Source organism: Neobacillus bataviensis (genome assembly GCF_019969725.1).
Genome location: NZ_JAHXYW010000009.1, coordinates 63,746 through 83,387, shown reverse-complemented (window position 1 = coordinate 83,387; position 19,642 = coordinate 63,746). Strand labels below are relative to the sequence as shown.

The window sequence follows — 19,642 nt, the reverse complement described above, 5'->3', positions numbered from 1 at the left end:
TTGTATAGTTTGCTTCAAAATAATGAAAGCATACTGTTGTCAAATCCGTTATTTGAGATTTACCTAAAATTTGAAACCAGCATATTCCCATAAATTTTTTATTCCACTATCCTGACAGTTAGCACTACAAGCAAAAAGACCGCCGCAGCGATCCCATTTTCAACACTTGCACCCGTTTGTTTAAGTACAATTCTTCACAATCTTGAATTTTCCCTTTCCCTTAGAACCCGTAATTTTATCTTATTTTCAAATTAGAATTTTTTTTGATTCCCATTTGGAGATACTAAAAAGAGAAAAACGTATTTTTTAGGAAGATGCTAATGCAAACTTCATTTTCTATCTTTTTTATAATTATTGGGTTACTTTTTGGAGTCTGGAGTCGTTGGAAAGAATTCTATCCAACATTATTATTTTGGATTATTGCTAATCTGCTTTATAGTACCTTGCTCAATCATTTCAGAGTTTGGGAATATATTCCTGTTGGAATTGATAAAATTATTTTGCCTACACATACAATCATTTGTTTGAAAATTCCTTTTTTAACCTACCCATTCGTTATTCCCGTCTTTTTAGGAAGGCTTCCTAAGTTATTATCCAATAAAATAGGGTGGATTATTTTTTGGGCACTCCTTTTTGAAGTTGTAGAATTTATAGCATATCTTAACAAGAGTATTACTTACCATTATGGATGGTCACTGCTTTGGTCTTTGTTATTTAATTTAGTCACCTTCACTGTATTAACAGTACACTATTGGAAACCTTGGATAGCTTGGTTATTGTCTTTTATATGCATTATTATTTTATTCATTATTTTCCAACCTCCTATTCCAAGATAAATATATAAAAAGCATTCTAATTATGAAATCTTTTTTTTGTATGCCTTAATCCTTTATCTTTTCTTTGATTCCCTTTATCCAGATGTAAAGATAATTTCAATCCTTCTGCAACTAACCTGCTTCGTTCGTATTATAAGGTTAGCAAGAATGATAAATATTTCTGGTTGGCCATTTTTTATTTGGTCTTATTATATCAGTAGCCAAGGTAGAACGTATCTGCCCGTGGGAACTTCGCCCCCGTCAGCTAAACTGTTCGCCCCCTACGAAAAAAAGATAAGGGGAAAACAAATAGGGCAACCCCAACGGTGCCCTTTGACCTGCTATGTTAGTTGTACTTTGAATTGATAGATTACTGGTGAAGTAATTGAATAAATTCTTCTTCATTTAAAATTCTTATAGCTTTTCCCTTATTAATCAGCTCATTTGCTTTTCTTTCCTTTGTGCTTAAACCACTTTCTCCAACCAAGGACTTGTCTTGCACACCAACGATTAGAAAATCGGTTTTACTGCTAACACCACTCTTAATAATTCCTCCAGAGTTCACTACCTGCTGCATGGCTTCTTTACGTTCTAATGAATTTAATTCCCCTGTAAATACAATATTTCTTTGAAAAAATGGATGGTTGGTACTAATCGTTTCAACCGTTACTGCTATATCTGAAATGGCAACCCTATTACTCTTCTTAAATTTGTTTTTTCTAAATTCAAATTGTGGCTTTAGCTCGTCAAATCGTCGGACAGAGATCCCAAATAGGTTTACATAAGTTTGAAGGGTTTTCTGATTCTTTGTTTTCATACAGGTAATCACTAATTCTGCACATGCTCTGGCATCTGATATTGCATTATGGTGATTATTAATTTCAAGGTCAAAATAAGCCAAGCGTTCCTTTAAAGAATTACCTATACCGTTTCCGCCGCACACTCCAGTACTTAATGGAATACTACAAATGTAGTTAAAGTCAGGACGGGTCAATGAGTACTCCGTTAAACAAGAATGCAGCACACTCATATCAAATTGAGCATTATGAGCAATAATTGTAGTACCTTCAAAGTATTCCTTGATTTCGTCCCATATTCCGTCAAACTGTTTTGCATTCCTGACATCTTCAGCGGTCATTCCATGAATTCTAGTATTAGCAGAATCAAATTCTAAATTAGGTGGTTGAATTAAATAATATTTTTCATCAACTATTGTATGGTCTTTAACAAAAACCAGCCCTAAAGAACAAGCACTGCTCATTTTGTTATTCGCAGTCTCAAAATCAATGGCGATAAAATCGACAATGCTTGGATCAAAGCTTTCTTCTAATATAGTCATACTTCTTAAACTATCTTCATTTCTTTTTATCTGGACAGGATTGTCTGAAGACCTTAGTAAATCTTCCTCAGCTCCCCTTTTACCTTGTTCCTGAACAACCTGAAACCTCTCATTGGGTGAACTAGAATTCGAGTCAGTCTGATTAGAAGATACTGATTCTTTTTGTTCTTCAACCTCCACTCTAAAAACACGGCATAATTCATCAAGACCACCATAAAAACCAGCCCCGACCGCTTGAAATTTCCATTTATCCGAATACCGATAGACGGCACCTAACTCAATGGCTGTCTCCTTTGTAAAGGAATAATCAATTGGAAAAGTGGCTAATTCTTCCTGGTTTTTACTGTTTGCAATTTTTAATTGGATAGCAGAAACATCTTTAAAGCTTTGTCCATTTTGTTGGGATTCATAAATCGAAAGAGTAAAGGAGATTTTATTTACATCGGCAGGAACTTTTAATAAATCAATCATAAAATGCTGTTTTTCAATTGTCGAAATGGATTCCTCCAAACAAACGGAACCATTAGAGGATATCGGCTGTCCATAAAAAACAAAGTCTTCCTCTCGAATAATTTTATCATCCGCCCCCACCATGAAAGCAGAAACATCTATATCGAAATGACTCGGGGCATTCCAATCCAAGCCAATATGTAACAAATTTAACTCTGGATTGTTTTTTGTTAAATCTATTTTCTGTCCTTTTACTAAGGGTGTGACCAATTCTACCACTCCTTTTCTTATACTAAGAAAATATGAAGATAATAGTTTATTCTACTTTAATTTTGAATTAATCCTATTACAATTTATGACTTTTTTCCTACTTTAGCAATAAGCAACTTTTTCCTTCTATTTATTTACATCTTGCACCGGTGCAATTAGATTATCAAATTGTTTACTTAATAAAATTATTGTAAATTAAAAGTGTTAATATAGAAAAAGTGCCAGTCTATTAAAGGACTGACACCATTTTTTATTTAACAACTTTTCCCCGAACCATTTCACTCTTAACCAATTCTTTCACATTCTGATCAATTCTCTCGATTTCAGAAGCTGAATTTCTCCACCAGTTTCGACTCCAGATCCGTTCAATCGTCCATCCCATGCTTTCTAGGAACCGCTGACGATAGACGTCTCTTTCTTTGGCATTCGCGGAGCTGTGATACATGGCTCCATCACATTCGATTCCCAATATATAGCGTGAAGAATCATGCGGATGAACAATGGCCATATCAATTCGATAACCTGACATTCCAACTTGAGTTGTAACGTCGTACCCGATATTTCGTAGTTGGCGATACACTTGTTCTTCAAACGGAGAGTCAAAATGCAATACCTTATCCTGTATATGCGTATTGACATTTTCATTTATTTCTTGAACCACCGCAGTGATCTGCTCAATTTGGGAGGTTGAAACCGCTCGAACATATTTGAGATAGGCTTTTAGTAATTTCGGCCCCATTTGCGAAGTGTTAGCTATTCAATTCTTCTGGTTCTATACTCGAAACAACAATAATTCCTTCTTTTGCTCTTGTAACGGCGACGTTTAGACGGTTTTCACCGCCTTTTTGATTGAGCATCCCGAAGCGGTTATAAACCTTGCCTTCCTCGTTCTTCGCATAGATATGGAGAAGAGGATAATATCCCTTTCCAGATCTCCAATTGTTTTCCATATAGTTTTGTTGAATTTTTTCTTGCTCCTCTCTTCACTTTATTTATTTACGGTTTTTTCAAGTTGGGAAACCGATTTAATATTACTCATCATTCTGCTCCTGGATTGCTTGTCAACAATGTCCGACAAGTAATCCCTTCCTATCCAAGAACTATTTATTAATTTACAAATCCATGAACATATTTAATGTAACATCAATTTCATTTTATTGCCCCATATAAACCCAAGACGGATAGGTGTTTAGATATCAAACTTGCCATTCCTGTTTATAAGAGTGCTGCCGACCAACATATCGTCAGAAACAAATCATCTGAATTTCGAAATTCGGATGATTTTATACCAAAAATATTTGGAATTGATACCCCATTATTTTATTTAAGGATGCTAATATGTAGATTATTAAATTACAATAACTTACCATATAATCCCTTTAAGATATACTTAAAGTTATAAAACAATATCTCTGGAAAAAATCCAAAAAAATAAGCTATATAAATCACCAATTTAAAAAGCTTGCAGACTGTTCTAAGTTCTAGACATGCCTTCAAGCTGAGAGATTATCTAGCAAGAAAACTTAGCAGACATTTTTTAATCCTGATAATAACTGTAAAGCTCTTCTATCCCTATAGTAATACCACTATTAAGTAATCTTTCTTTCCTGCTGTTAAACAATTTACTTATTATTTCTTTCTTTTCCTGAAACAAGCCAAAATGAATTTTTTTATGACAGACAAGGCAGATTGAAACTATATTGGCATGAATATCCAGACTACAATTAAATTTGTCTTGATATTTCATTGGTATTAAATGGTGTGCTTCTACATAATTTTTTTGATTATATTTAGATATAAAATATTTGTGATCATTATTAAACTCACATAAGAAGTTTGAAAATTGTACAGCCTCACTTGCAAATTTAGGATTTCTAATCCAAACTTTCTTATTATTAACTGTTCTGTGATTAGGTTTGTCTTTTGGTTTGTCTACAATATTACTTACATCGATATTATATTCCGAAAGATACTTTTCAAATTCCTTTTCCTCTTTTAAAAGTTCTTGTTCAAATTCATTGTCATTAAGGTAATCAATGTAGCTTTTAAAATGATTCAATGCGGCACTATACATTCTATTACCTTTGGTGTTTTTCTTTTTAAACTCGGGATTGATCAATATTCTATCAATAATAGTAGTGTCAGAGATATTAAATAAATCCCTTTCACTAATTCCATAATTCCCTAGCTCTGATGAGAGAGTATCTATAGCAGCCGCATATCTGCGTATTGAATATTGGATAATGTTTGTATTTTTTTCTAGCCATTCTATAAACTTCTGTTTATTCATCAAAACTTACCCCATTCATTTTGACTTAAAATTTTTTGAAGTTAAAGGTTGATAAACTGCTAAATAAAATTTTATCTTTTACATCCTTATATGGCGGCATACCAATCTTTTTAGTTTGTACTTGACCTAAAGCATATAATAGAAATAATGGCTTGTGAGGGGCGCTTTGTCCCCCTTTTTTTATATTGTCATATTTTGGATATTTTTTTATTAAACCCTTCTTTAACTTCTATTAATTAAAAGCAAACAAAAAGGAAGAGCCCTAAAAAAGAACGCCTCCTCTTTTCAATTAAGTTTAAACCCATTGATTCATGTATACTTTCATAAATACTTGTGTTCTAACAACCTGCCAAAGCATAGCATTTTTACCTACAGATTGTGGGTTATTATCATTATTTCTCATACCAGATGCAATCGTTTCGAAAATTACTTCCAGTATACTTTGGAGTTTTTCTTCTTCAAATATATCAAATTTCCAAACATAGTATCCGTCATCGTCCTCTACTAAAAATTGACGAAAACCGGACAAACTCAGAAATAACAATCCATTTGGTACTTTGTAATCTAAAAACTCGTCTGGTTCACCAAATAATATTGGTTCCTTTTGGGATCCATCCTTATAATCTGCACATTTATTGGCTAAATAATTTCCTTTTCCATATTTATTGTACAGATCTTTAAAGTTTTTATGGATATAATTTGTTAGTTTAAATATATCTGATGAAACATATTTCAATTTTTCATAAACATTTTGTATTGTGTACCCATGCTTTTCATATTCCTTACGATAGTTATTTATAACTCCTTGGTTTGAGCTATAAACGCCTTTTGGGTCTTTTTCCTTATAATCTCTAATGTTAAAGGTTTCATAAAGCTTTTTAATCAGAGTAATGGTTAAATCTTTACCATCCTCCTTATCTTCATTCTGTTTATAGGAAACACGGTTTTCATATGGGGTGTTCGATAAATGGTTTTTTAAAATTTCATGCATACCACTTAATTCATCAAGAGTTTCTGCTGTCACTTGTGCACCTGTATTACGTGATTCTGCAATAGAAACATGTGTGAATGGGCTTTTAATTCCTGACATAACTTCAATATTCACTTTTTTCCATTCGGGATAATTTCCCTTTTCATCCAGGATTACAAGCTCAGTATGACCTCCATCAACGCTTCCTTGCGATGAAGGGTCAACAAAAATTAATTGAATATTAATAGTACCATCTTGATTTTTTGATACTTTTAAATCTTCTGCAAAATAGGTAATTCCCTTATTTCGAGTGTGAAATGATACCTCTGGATCTAGTAATGTTTCTCTTATTTTGGAAGCAACTTTATTTTTCTTTGAGATATCTTGCTTTCTTGGATTAGCCTCTTTACTTGTTGGCTGGATGTCATTGCAATAAGCAGTAAATTTATAATATGAAATTTTCTGACCTTTTTCTTTAATTATGTCAGATAATATGCCTGTTACATTGTTAAATTGGACAATTTGATGAGTTTCAATTGAGTGAGTCATTATTTACCTCCTAAGGTCTTTACTCCTAAAACTATTTTTTTAAATAGATATTTTGGCAGTTTTTTTACAGATATTATACCAAATATCGACAATAAATAGTAGAATAATATTAATTTACTCATCTTTATTCTGAATACCTTACAATAAAATATAAATATCCACAAAACTGAAATATCAATTAACTAATACAACCCTTTATATTAATCAAAAAAGCATGAGAACAATGTTTATAAATTAATCTAAAAAAATGTTAATGTTTATCAATTATTTATTACGTAAATGTGAAAAATAATTGTTCTAAAATAAATATCGTTATGGGAAAGAGATAATATACTCAATTAGAGGTAATATCAGTGAGGTTTGGAAAGTGACAAATTAATTTTATTAAACTTTTATGAAATTTATTATAATTTTAATACTTCATAAAAACACTAGATCATCAATTCATTATTAATTAACAGTGATTTAAATACTAATTATAATTTTTAATGCTTTCTTCTATTAAATTTTAAATCATTATCATAAATCACCATCAATAACAAAAATACCGGAGTTTATAGCAGTTATTTGAAGTTTATTGAGAACTTTTAAATAGGTAAATATAAAATTAAAAGTGGTTTATTTTTTATATTCAATTATTTGAACATTTTCGATTTTTGCTGACTGAATTAATAGATCCCAATAAAAATCATCATTAATATCTGTTAAACTGTAAACGTATAATATATCTATTTCTGAAAATATCTTTGTAACTAACTCCATTAATCCGTCATGTTTATTATTGTTATCAATATAAACTCCAAATAATTCCCAATCTTGCTTAACAAAATACTTTTTCATTTTCGATAATGTGTCTTCAGTGTCTAAATTTTTTTTTTCTAGAAAATAAACTGCCGCTCTCATCAAATTTTATCACCTAACATTATTTTTTAAATATATGTAATTTTACATTTCAACATTTATTATTTTAAGCAGAATCCCTTAGAACCCTTTATTTTTATAGCAATGTTTATTAATAATTCTATCCCTTCCTTTCCATTAGTATTAATGTTTAATTATGATTTAATGAATAAAATAATAAAATATATTGAATAGAATAAATTAAATATAAAACAATAGTCTCCCTTCGCTCTATTGAAATGGAGACTATTGTATTTAACAGATTTTTTTATAAATTTTAAAGTAAATTAGGTTAAAATTTTATTTTGCTCATTGTGTTCTATGACTTTAGTTCGTTGGAACAAAGTAAATAAATATTTACTATCAATTTTATAACCTAAAAATTCTTTATCGTTTACTTTAATTAAAACAAAAATATCTCCTAAATAATTCTCAGTGAAAAAAGGTATTCTTTTGCCAATATGAGTAATTTTGTACTCCGGATTTTTCTTTTTCCCAAACCATTTTATTTTGCTTTCTGTTACTTCATCTATTTGCTCCCAAAATATCTTAATATCCTTTTCTCTATTTTCATCTGATTTTCCAGGAGAATCGAAAAATAAATTCCAAGATTGTTGATCTAATATTATCCCACCTGAACGGGATTGTGAGGCTTTATAGTCTTCCAAAGAAATTATTTTTAAAAAGAATTCTTTATAATAATTTATTCGTAAAATGACCTCGTTTAATATGTTCTGTTCTACTAACAATCCTCTATTATAATTAAGATTTGATTGTCTTTCTTTTAAAGCAGATAACATATTTTTGGCAATTTCTTTAATAACAGGAACAGCAACAGAATTTCCAAGTTGTTTATATGCTGAATAATCCGATTCAGCAATCTCAAATGTATCAGGGAATCCCTGAAGTCTTGCGCATTCACGTGGTGTCAGTTTCCTTGGATTTTTGCCTAAACCCTGATCTATGAGTATTTCTGAACCATCTTTATAGTATCTAGCAGAAAGTGTTCTTGAAGCACCGTTTAGATCTGCAATCCCATATCCGAATCCATTTCCTTTATCCTTATGCTTTTGAGCATAATCCTGTAGATAAATCCATAATTTATCAGATAAGGTATATTTTGGACCGACAGACGGCTCTAATATGCTTTTCAAAACAGGTCCATCCTTTGGCAAATCAGGAAATTTAAATTTTATATGATCCTTAAACCCTACTATATAAATTCTCTCTCGATGCTGAGGAACTAATCCCTTTGCGTCAATCACTTTTGAATAAACTCTATATCCTAATTCTCTTTCTAAAGTTCTCATTATTATTTTAAATGTTAAACCATTATCGTGAGACATTAAATTCTTAACATTTTCTAAAAGAAATGCTTTTGGACGCTTAGCTAGTATAATTCGTTTAATGTCGAAAAAGAGAGTACCTTGAGTTTCGTCTTCAAATCCATGCTTTAAGCCAAGTGCATTTTTCTTAGAAACACCTGCCAGACTAAAGGGTTGACAAGGAAAACCAGCAAGTAATATATCATGATCAGGAATTTCATTCGCAGCAATTTTTGTAATGTCACCATAAGGTTTATCACCAAAATTTTTTTCATATACCCTTTGTGCATTTTGATCCCATTCCGATGAAAATACACATTTACCGCCAATTTCTTCAAATGCTAAACGAATTCCCCCAATTCCCGCAAATAAATCAATAAATTTAAACATTTCTTTTTCCTCCACTTGGGATGCTATGGAAGCACATCAATAAAATTATTTATATAAAGCTATTATATCATATTAAGATTACTTCGAACTTACGTTTGTGAAATTAGATAAAAAGTATAACATACTATATTTAAAGGAAAAACTAGGAATAAGTGAAGTTTTTATTTGATTGTGGTTAAATAGAAGAGATTTTTTTGTAGTGATTCTTCAATAACTTTAAATAAAAGGAATAGGGTAGGAAATTTCACAATATTTTCTCTACCCAATAATATATTGATAAAATTAAAAAAATTATAAACTTTTATATTTAAATGATGTACCAATATTATGTAATGGTCCAAATAATTGAAGAAGATAATCTTCAAAAGCACTTCCTTCTTGGACAATTGAAATATTTAATTCTCCATCATTCTGCAAAGATACGACCAACAAATCTCCAGCTTCAGCATGATCCATAACAACATTACCTTTGAAATAAAGGCGATACTCTGATCTTGTGGGGTGTGCCTCTCTGGCATCATACCATGTAATTGTTCCCATATCTGATAACTCTTCATTATTTCTACTATAATACGTAAATCTGATGTTTTTATTGGAAATCTTTGCAACTCCTAAAAGTTGTTTTAGGTCCCTGTTACCATTTAGCTCATGTTGATTAGAGATTTTGCTATTTACTTCAACCTTACTTAAACGTTTTATTACAAGGCCAATTAATTTAGAGTTAAATACTTTTTGCATTTAATACCATCCTTAATATGATTATTGATATAATATTAACCTGCTAATAATTTTTTTAAATATTCATTTCCCCATATTATAAAAAAATATTTATTGTATTTTGAGAGCTTTTATATTTCTTTAACGTAATGCAATATTTTTAATCTGTCAAACGCAGTTGAATATTTGATACTTCACTATCCTTTATCGGAACTGCCAATTCATGATTTGTGATAAAACCCTTTATTGAAAAATTGGAAGATCGAACATAAGTGTTTTCTTTTTTGCATCTACTTCAAGAGTTCCTTCTTCTTTACCAATAATCCAAAAAGGTGCATTAGGATTACCATACCCTATCCAATTATAAAGTGATTCAATTGTATCTTTAGTAACCCCTGTATTTTAATATTCACCTCATTCCTGATCTTCTCTCCTATGCTGCAATTCAGGAGAATTCCTTATCATTTGCAAATAAATAATACTTTCTAACTGAATTTTGAATTGCACCATTAGTATCATTTAGTTCATTTTTTATTTTAGTCAGTAAACTATATGTTTTTTCATCAATCTATAACAATTAAATCTAGGTTTACATTAAATGACTTTTCAACTTTTCTTGCCTTACTTAGTATAGATTTAACAGCTTTATCTTTGCTTTCGATACTACTTTCGTTTGATAGAAATCTAATAAATTGTTCTTCTTTCATTTTTTCTTCCCCCTAAGTATTTATGGGTATAACGTCACCCTTCTTTATATTCGATAGTTACTATATTTTTTCCTTCCTATGACTTTGTAAAATCCACCAGAGAAATTAAGGCTGATATTTAAACTCCATCACAGAAATATGACTTTAAAAATAATGGTAAATTAAAAACTAATCCTTTAAGAGGTACATCAGGCTCGAGGAATTTCCTTACTTCAGAATTTCAGTTATGGGGTGGGTTAGGCTTAGTGGAAAAGAGTTCTTCAAGTTACTATACAGAAGGAGCAGGATTTAACTTTAATTGGGACAAAATAACTTATATCTTATTACCAAGATAGTTTTTTAACAAAAATCATACCTTAGTTAGCACAGATTTAGCTTTGTTAATATCTGCCTAATTTATAGCAACAAGTTAAATCCCCTCTTAGACCTAAATGAGAGGGACCATTGAAAAAGCAAGTGACGAACTTCATAAAATGTTGAAGTCTGGCCTTCCCGCACGATTGGAACCTAAAAAAGAGAGACTTTTAAAGTCTAGCTGGTAATAGTATCGTTGTAAATGTTTTGGAACAAATCTTTATGGAAGTGCATGAGATAAATAATCTTCTTTGCACACTACAACGTGGTTCCATTTAAGCTTAGACGCATTCATGTCATATAACATATAAAAGGGATGACTTATCGATCATCCCTTCTCCTTATTTTGGAAAACTTTCCATTCTTGCTTTTTCAAGTAGCTGCAAAATTTTTGCCGCTTGTTTATCCGATGGTACTTTACCTTCGTCAATTCCCATAGCTAGTTTTAAGAAACTAACATCCTGAATATTCCAAATTTTTCCTTGGACACCCCAATTGTAAACTTCCTTCCAAAAAGCAGAACCATATTCGTAAACTTGAAGTAAAGCATTCATTTCATTAACTTTTTTTTGCTCCTTAATAGCACTGTATTCTTGTGTGATTACGTATTTTTTATTAACCAACTGAGCAATAAATTCTTTTTCATATTCAAAATCTATCTCTTTCGCCATTGTCCAAGATATCTCACGTTTCGCCCATTCGGTAACATTTTCAACTGTACGATCCACACGAGTCAAGTGTTGATACATTAGATATGACACTTTTTGAATTTGTTTCATCCATCCATAAGGTAAATCTTGATCTTTCCAAATTTGCTGGAAATCAATTGTTGATTCAGGGAAGTCTTTTTCAACTTTGTGAATAATTACTGATAGTGTATAAGCAACAATGTTTGCTTTATAGCTATCATACCACTCTTGATTTCGTACAATATTATCTGCTTTTTTGAACAGGATACATAATGCAATTAGTTTACGATAGAATTCATCGTTTACAAAGTCAGAATTCTTATCCCACTGTTTAATCATCCAATCACTAAACTTGTTAAAACTCATTTGGGATCCAGCACTTGCGATATGTGGTTTTTGAAGATAAATGTTATAGTATTTTGCTAGTTCAACCTTTTTAAACATTTGACTCTTAGGATATCGCGATTCAAAATTCTTTTTAAAGGAATCTGTTGATTTATATGTTTCTTGTCTGTATTGTCCATTTGCACGTTCATAATACCAGAATTTCCCGAATTGAGCTCCTCCTACCGCTGGCGCATGAATCCTTCTTGAAAGCTCTTCAACTTTTCTATGGAATGGATGGTTAGATGCTAGGTCAGCGTCACTTACTTTATTCTGGCTGTTTGCAAACTTTGAAATATTTGGTATCAATTCTTCTGCTGATTTTTGCGAAACAACCGAGACTTTCATCGGAACGAAAATCCTCTTTATCTGATTACGAGAATCCAGTTTTATATCATTTTCCCATGCATTTGCAAGAGAAGCTGTTGTTTGTCCACCATTTACAATCTGTAATGATTTAAAACCTGTAATAACTTTCCCGTCTGGTCCTTCCGAGATATCAATTGTTTCTGCGGTTGCAGCAATACCATTGTTAAATGCAAAGAACATTTCAGGATTGTTTAAAATTGTATTCCTAATACCTTTATTAACTTTTCCTTTGGATTGTAAGAACGAGCGAACATTTCCTTCAAGCAATCTTGACTGATACTTATTATACATTCTTGCCAATAGCTCTCCTGGAATATTACACAGATACGCTTGGTATTCATCAGTTTTAGACGCTGGAAGTACCGGAATCCCCTCCGCTTGAAAATCCTCCCAAAGATTAATAATTAATGGTTCTTTACCATTTGCAGATTCATCAATTAATTTCATTCGGGAAATATCATAAATTGAGTAATTTACTCGGACGCTATTTTCAAGAGTGCTGTCAATGATGTTAATTGTATTTGATTTCAAGTAATCTGTTAATAAGATTATTTCAAGAACATTAATCTCAATTTTCTTGTTCAAGATATCATAAGCCAAACCATAACCTTCTGAGCTCTCTTCTGCTTTTGAAATAATTTTTTCTACATCAAAATAAAAATATTTGGCACGATTAAATAATGAATCGGCATCAGTCATGGTTAATATCTTATCTTCATAGTATGCCAAAGAAGGTATAATGAAGAGTGTCAATTTACTATCTAACTCGCTGTATACATATCCATCAATCTGAATTGATCGATTGCGACTGCCTTTACCTTTAAAATGAAGATAGTGGAAATCCTCTATGATTTCAGACTGTTCAAGCTTCTCGCAATATATTTGAAAAAACGACTCACGATCCGACATATTATCAGATACAGCCTGTACTTTCAGTTCGTTTACTAAATTCTCTCTATATGAATCCATTAGTTATACCTCAACTTTATATTGCTTTATTTCAGGCAAAAAAAGATCATACTCAATATTCGTTATTGCCTTACCAAATTCAACATTTGATATTTGAGGAAAGCTTCCGTTGACTTCATAGAACACAATTTCATGGAACTCCAAGTTTATTTCCTTATACTTTTCATCCGGAACAAAATTTAGATTAGCTAATTTCCTGTCGAACTCTGCTTGCAAGCTCTGTGTTTGAATTAAACTACTAATTTTTTGATACAAGTCGAATAGGTTAGTGGACTTTGAATTTGCTAAACTGCTTTTTTCGTAAGAAACGACGGTCAAATATCCGATACTATTAGAAACAAGTTGCGACTTACTGTTTAAATGAATTGTATCTTTGTTTAATGATTTCGTCTTTACCTCAAACCATGTATTATTTATATTAAAATCCTTATCGGCCCCTAACGGACCACACCAAGAATTCAAACTATCGATTATCCCGTATTTTTCAACCATGAATTCACTTATAAAATATAACTCGCCTGCTAATCCAACTACTTTGCTAAAGTCGAGACTTGAGGTTATACCTTGTTCAAACAGCGTTTTCCATTCAACAAAACGTTGCATAAACATCCTTTCGGCAACTACCGCATTACTTGCTTCACGGACAGTATCAACCAAATCAAAAACAAGCTTATTAAAAACTCCAAGGTACCGTTGTTCAGCTATCGAGACTGTCAACGCCCACAAGCCATCCTGTCTTTTGTTATATTCATAGATTAGATACTTGCTACTATCATTAAACTTAGGCTTTTTCGACAGCTTAACAAACATACTTGTCCTACCTTTATTGTCCAATCCCAGATATATGCCGAAGTTCTCTGTTTTTGGCATTCGCTTATATTTATTTTCTTCGACAATCATGATCAAACTCCTCGCTAATCATCCAATGCATCAACATCATCTTCGTCATATTCCTCGTCCCAATCGTACTGAATAGAGCTACCTTCTATGAGCTCCATTTGATAGACTTTGTTCACCACGTATTCATAAGTTACAGATTGTACCCCTTGAATATCAGGTATACCTATACTTATACCCGTAATTAATTGGTTGTCCAATGAATCAACATATCTATCCACTTCAGAATCTACACCCTTCGAGTCCAATAACTGTACAGGATAAATAACTATTAGTGGATTGCGTGGAATTCCTGTATTAAAGTACATATTTTGAGTTGGGGCTTTTTGACCACCTCTCCTGTTTTTTTGTCCATTCAAAAGATCATCCACACTATTTTCGATTAATTCCATTTGCTCTTTCATAAGTCCTGCCAAAGCATAATCTCTTGAACCTAACCTTTTCTTGGATTTCGATATTCTGACATAGTGTCCAGTTCCGAAGAAATCAAACGAACGGGTTATTGGATAAATAGAAATTTCTCCAAACACTTTGGGTTCTTCGTCCTTTTTTGGACGATTGGTTGCAACGACAAGGTCCCATTTGTCAAATATTTTTGAGGCACTCTTCTTAATTTCATTAACAAGAATACTGTCTTTTGAAAATTCATTCATGTATGGATATTCTACAAATGTCAGCAGATCAATTATTGCCTCTTTCGGAACATCTTTAAACGTTGGCTTTTGACGTCCAAGTAGGGAAATATCTTTAAAACGATATCTTTTGTTAGTCACTAACCAGCGCTCAATGACATTGTTATTTGCCTCTATTTCTTCTTTCTTAGAGGGAAGAATTGCTGTTTCGATCATACGGCCATTCAATTGTCTTACAAGTTTTATTTGTTCGGAATGCCTCATCTTATTTCTTGCAGTTACAATTAATGGAGTATCTTCAGCAGAACGTACACGTAGCCCAAAATCTATTGGGCGCTTATTTTCTCTGGACATCCGTTTAATTTCACTTCGTAATTCTTCAGTTGCTTCAGCGATATGTTCATACCATCCAGCAGACTCACTTGATGTCCAAAGTCTACATAAATCGGAATATCCGTCACGATAGCCAAACCATCTTCCCATTTGCATTAGCGTGTCATACATTTTTGTATTTCGATAGAAATAACTTATTGTTAACCCTTCAAGTGTAAGTCCACGTGCAAGGCTCAGGCCTCCAATTGCGATTAAGCGTAAACCGTCTTCATACTCATCATAATTCATTCTTTGAGCTGCTGATCCACTATTTACTGTATGAACTTGAATTGGACTAATAGCCTTATAAAGTACTTGTTTTACGTCATCCCAATGTTCTTCAATTTCTATTTTATTAAAAGACTCATCTCCGTAATTAGCAAAATTCTCTTTGCCAAACTCCTTATCAAAAAGTTCGTGTAATTCTTTGATGAAAGGCTCTTCAGATTCAGAAAGCGCATAGTTTTTAATCTGCTCTTTTGCGAAATTAAAGTAATTTTTCACCTGTTCTTGAACAACTTTTTGAACGTTAATAAATCTTGATACGTGAATTAGCATAGATCGATGTTTCTTTTCTTGACCACGTAAATCACGAACAGCATTAGCGAGTAAGAACAACATTATAGATGTCTTAAGAGACTCGGGAAGTGTTGAAATTTTAGTACCATTTTTGTGTTTCAACTCCAGGATAGTTTCCATATCATCGTTATGGCGAATCATGTAATGGTACTGCCCATTCTCACTATACATTTCCATTGGACCAACATAATTTGAAGGTTGCTCAAGTAAGTAAATAAAATCTTTTGGAAATAAATCATCGTTTGTATCACCCTCTAATTGAGGATCAATAAAAATATTTGCAAAAGGAGTAGCTGTAAATCCTACATAACTATATTTCCTAAACAATTTCAACAAATTCCGAATTCCATTATTAATTGCCGTCGGATCTTTATCAGGATTGTTAGTATTTACTGATGCGTTGTCTGCCTCATCATCAATTAACAACATTGGAAAATCAATCATACCTGTTGATTGGTCTGTATTTTTTTCCTTCAGCCAATTATGAAGCTTCTCTAAAATTGACTTATTCTTCTTAATTACGAAAATTACCGGGTCTGCTACAGATGACAGTCTCATATTTAGACCTTTTAGGTCAAAATCTTTCTCGGTGGTAGTGAATGATGCCACATTGATATTCTTGTTGTATTTTCCAGCGCCAAGTAAAGAGTTTCTCTTTTTCGATTTCTTGAATTCGATAAAATTACGACTGTCCATACCAACAAAACCTTCATCGATACGTCCTTGTGTTTGTTTTCGCAGCTTCTCGATCGTACCAGTCAATAAAATGATTACTTTGTAACCACTATCTGCTGCCTTATTTATTAATGCTGTATAATTCGAAGTCTTCCCTGACTGAACCGAGCCAATAATTAGCCCCTTCCGTTGAAACCCTGTTTTTGACAACGGATCACCAAGAACATCCATAATATCTTCTGAAGCTTCATCAATTTTGTTTATAACAATTTGTGGCAAGTTTACATCATTTGAAAGATATCGACTATATCTATCCCAATATTCAGTTCCTCGATCAGCTTTGGAATTGTAGTACCATTTCTTATAATTGTCCTCTTTAAGAAGTGTCCCCGTATCCATAGTAATGGCGTATCTTTCCTCTAAATTAACTATAGCAGCATCAATATCCATTTGACTTATATTTATTCCGCCAAATTTCATTTGAGCCATTGGAATAATTGCCATTACAGTTTGTTTAATTTGCTCTTCTGTAATTTCTTCCAGGTTTTCTTTTGGCAACATAATAGTTGCAAGATCTTCTATAGTTGCAACGATTTCATTACTCATTAGATTCAAACTCCTTTTCCAGCAACCGAATAACTTCAGGGTACTTCTGAAACATGTCAATTGTAGACAAACTTTTCAAATGCAAAATTTGCTCTTCTTTATTTCTAGCTAATCCGTCAATCGCATTTTTAGCTAATTCGTAAACTTGTTCGACTTCAAGTATCTTTTCATCAAACTGTTCGTCTTTGGCTAAATCGTAATAAACAGCTGAATATGGAAAGCTATCTTCAATACTCTTAACAAATCCGTCTAAAAGCTTGAATTGCTCGTCGTTTAGTGAATCTTGCAATGCTCTAAAAATTGGTATGTCACGATTCACTAGGTATTGCATTTTTTCACGGTTTTCAATCTTGTTCCAAATGTGCTGATAACTATCTTGTACAACCTTTCTTCCTCGATATTTATAAACTCGTTCACTTTTACCAACCACACGAAGAACTATTTGTTTGAGTTGCTCTTTAATCATACTAGGGATTTGAGCAGAGGATTTTTTAACATCAATTGTCCAATGCGTATCAATATTGTTAGGAAGATCAATTCGCACTTTCGCAAGACGTTTAAGTTCACCGTCACTTAATAATCTGAACCATTTCCCCCAAACAATTAGTCGATTATTTCGATAAATATACAACCCTTGTTTTAAATTCAACTCTCTATATTCATTTAATAATTGTCTCTCTTTTGTTGATAACTTACTAACAAAAGGAGTTATAAATGGAGTAACTTTAATTGATACCTGATTTATAAATAAAGTTTCTTCTTCAAGTTGCTGTGTAGCTCGATTAGATAACATATATGGATCTATCGGTTCAACTTTTCTATTATTGAAAAAAAGTTCAAAATATTGTTTTGATAATTTATTTTCTAAGAATCTATGAAAAACAAGCGCCATATGTTTATCTGCGAAATTTAGCTTTTCATTGAACTCTCTATCAAATTCTGTAGGGGATTCCGAAATTCTATCCAACTCTTCCCACAAAATCACAGTTCCTGACTCATAATTTTCTAAGGCAGATGAAAATCTAAGTTTTGCAATTTGTTTTTCAGAATATCTAATCAGAGACCAATTTTTTGTTTTGTGAATATAGTCTAAATCCCAGGTCGCAGCAGAAAGTTTCCCTCGTTGTTTTGAAATTACTGTAAGTTTCCTACATTGCGACATAGAAGCCATTTTTAAACCGAGACCGAATCGTCCTAAATCAGTTTCTCCGCGCTCATCTAAAGAACTGCTACTTCCATATCGCATTGCTTTTTCAAGTTCAGCAGTTCCCATTCCGATTCCGTTATCAATTACAGCAACATAAGGAATTCCAGTATTTGAAAATTTTACGTCAACGCGCTTTGAAAAATTACTAATTGAGTTGTCTATAATGTCTGCTAACGCCGTTTCAAAAGAGTAACCAATTGAACGTGTAGACTCCACTAAATTTGGTGCATAAGGAGTTAAGATTAAATCTTCCATTACTTTACCATCCCACTTATATCTATTTTAATCTATTTTTATAAAAGCATATTATCTAAATTAAATAAGCTAACACTTGTAAGTCTTAACTTTTACTCTAGTATACTATTAATAAGTAAAATATTGTAATAGTAAATTCTGTGCTTCTCTTCCTAATAGAAACCGAAGTACATGTGAAAACACATATAATCATCGTCAAAAAAGATTAAGAAAACTAAATGAAAATTAAACTAACAAAAAGAGAGCACTATTTTTTTGATTAAATGTGGTCAAAATGGACGAAATGAAATGTAAAAAAAGACCCATGGACGTTGAGATAAAGCCATTTTTTCAAACAGGGTAAAAATCCATTATAATTTCATTTCGGCACGGTGCCAGTAAGTGTATATGCCGCATAAGAATAAAGGTTTTTCAGGGTTTTAAAATACAATTCTCTGCACTTATAAAAGATGGTAAAAAGAGAACCAACAAACTACAATGAAGACGATAGCCGTAGCAACCCATTTTTTTGTTAAAATACTATTTTTCACACTGCACTAGATCGGCTCGATATAAGTAAATTTATCTATCTCTAAAATAAGATTCAGCTGCCCGTATAGATTTTTCCTCCGATTGCATAATTTGCATTACCTCCAGCTGGTTTGGCTCAGAATCAAAGAACCAGGGTTTATCGTTCTAACCTCCAACCGAGCGAAAAGAATAAGTCCTATTCATGAGCAAATACAAAACGATTTGGTTTATTTTTTGCATTAATCGTAAGGAAAATAGCACCTCTAAGTTGACCATTTGTGTCTATACGAGGATTACTGCATCCTGTATAAGCTGGGTCCTTAATGTATTTCCGACGACATAAAATACTGCTATATCACGATAATTGATAGTTATATCATTTAATAAATACAAACGTATTAATCGTTCGGCTTTAGTGCCTA

Annotated in this window: 14 protein-coding genes; 1 reads left to right on the top strand and 13 read right to left on the bottom strand. The window is 32.2% G+C overall.

All coding sequences use genetic code 11. From position 1 onward, the window contains the following. Window positions 1-320: 320 nt before the first annotated feature. Window positions 321-836: a CBO0543 family protein gene (locus tag LC455_RS20925; RefSeq protein WP_223593656.1), complete on the top strand. Its 516-nt coding sequence runs from the start codon at window positions 321-323 to the stop codon at window positions 834-836. A 349-nt stretch (window positions 837-1,185) separates the two neighbouring features. On the opposite strand, the gene LC455_RS20920 is transcribed toward LC455_RS20925, so the two are convergent. From LC455_RS20920 to LC455_RS20860, 13 genes are all read right to left on the bottom strand, one after another. Then, the gene (locus LC455_RS20920) at window positions 1,186-2,874 is read right to left on the bottom strand and encodes a TerD family protein (RefSeq protein ID WP_223593654.1); all 1,689 of its coding nucleotides are present in this window, start codon (window positions 2,872-2,874) and stop codon (window positions 1,186-1,188) included. A 250-nt stretch (window positions 2,875-3,124) separates the two neighbouring features. After that, complete coding sequence (locus LC455_RS20915) at window positions 3,125-3,535, bottom strand: DUF559 domain-containing protein (RefSeq protein ID WP_223593652.1); 411 nt, start codon at window positions 3,533-3,535, stop codon at window positions 3,125-3,127. An 88-nt stretch (window positions 3,536-3,623) separates the two neighbouring features. Then, the gene (locus LC455_RS20910; protein WP_223593651.1) at window positions 3,624-3,824 is read right to left on the bottom strand and encodes a hypothetical protein; all 201 of its coding nucleotides are present in this window, start codon (window positions 3,822-3,824) and stop codon (window positions 3,624-3,626) included. A 587-nt stretch (window positions 3,825-4,411) separates the two neighbouring features. After that, window positions 4,412-5,164, bottom strand: a complete 753-nt coding sequence (locus LC455_RS20905) for a hypothetical protein (protein WP_223593649.1) — start codon at window positions 5,162-5,164, stop codon at window positions 4,412-4,414. Between the two features lie 295 nt (window positions 5,165-5,459). Continuing rightward, a complete protein-coding gene (locus tag LC455_RS20900) occupies window positions 5,460-6,683 on the bottom strand; it encodes an AIPR family protein (RefSeq protein WP_223593647.1) in 1,224 nt (407 codons plus the stop codon). 618 nt (window positions 6,684-7,301) lie between these two features. Beyond that, entirely contained in the window at window positions 7,302-7,586 is a 285-nt protein-coding gene (locus LC455_RS20895) for a hypothetical protein (RefSeq protein WP_223593645.1), read from the bottom strand. Window positions 7,587-7,870: 284 nt separating this feature from the next. Further along, the gene (gene dcm, locus LC455_RS20890) at window positions 7,871-9,298 is read right to left on the bottom strand and encodes a DNA (cytosine-5-)-methyltransferase (protein WP_223593644.1); all 1,428 of its coding nucleotides are present in this window, start codon (window positions 9,296-9,298) and stop codon (window positions 7,871-7,873) included. A 291-nt stretch (window positions 9,299-9,589) separates the two neighbouring features. Then, the gene (locus LC455_RS20885) at window positions 9,590-10,036 is read right to left on the bottom strand and encodes a hypothetical protein (RefSeq protein ID WP_223593642.1); all 447 of its coding nucleotides are present in this window, start codon (window positions 10,034-10,036) and stop codon (window positions 9,590-9,592) included. 542 nt (window positions 10,037-10,578) lie between these two features. Then, window positions 10,579-10,722: a hypothetical protein gene (locus LC455_RS20880; protein WP_223593640.1), complete on the bottom strand. Its 144-nt coding sequence runs from the start codon at window positions 10,720-10,722 to the stop codon at window positions 10,579-10,581. 695 nt (window positions 10,723-11,417) lie between these two features. After that, the gene (locus LC455_RS20875; RefSeq protein WP_223593638.1) at window positions 11,418-13,487 is read right to left on the bottom strand and encodes an AIPR family protein; all 2,070 of its coding nucleotides are present in this window, start codon (window positions 13,485-13,487) and stop codon (window positions 11,418-11,420) included. 3 nt (window positions 13,488-13,490) lie between these two features. Continuing rightward, window positions 13,491-14,387 carry a PD-(D/E)XK motif protein gene (locus LC455_RS20870; protein WP_223593636.1) on the bottom strand — a complete coding sequence of 299 codons (897 nt, stop codon included), beginning with the start codon at window positions 14,385-14,387 and terminating at the stop codon, window positions 13,491-13,493. 14 nt (window positions 14,388-14,401) lie between these two features. Next, complete coding sequence (locus LC455_RS20865) at window positions 14,402-17,248, bottom strand: Z1 domain-containing protein (RefSeq protein ID WP_223593635.1); 2,847 nt, start codon at window positions 17,246-17,248, stop codon at window positions 14,402-14,404. Beyond that, complete coding sequence (locus tag LC455_RS20860) at window positions 17,241-18,710, bottom strand: ATP-binding protein (protein WP_223593633.1); 1,470 nt, start codon at window positions 18,708-18,710, stop codon at window positions 17,241-17,243. The genes LC455_RS20865 and LC455_RS20860 overlap by 8 nt, the downstream gene beginning before the upstream one ends. Window positions 18,711-19,642: the final 932 nt, after the last annotated feature.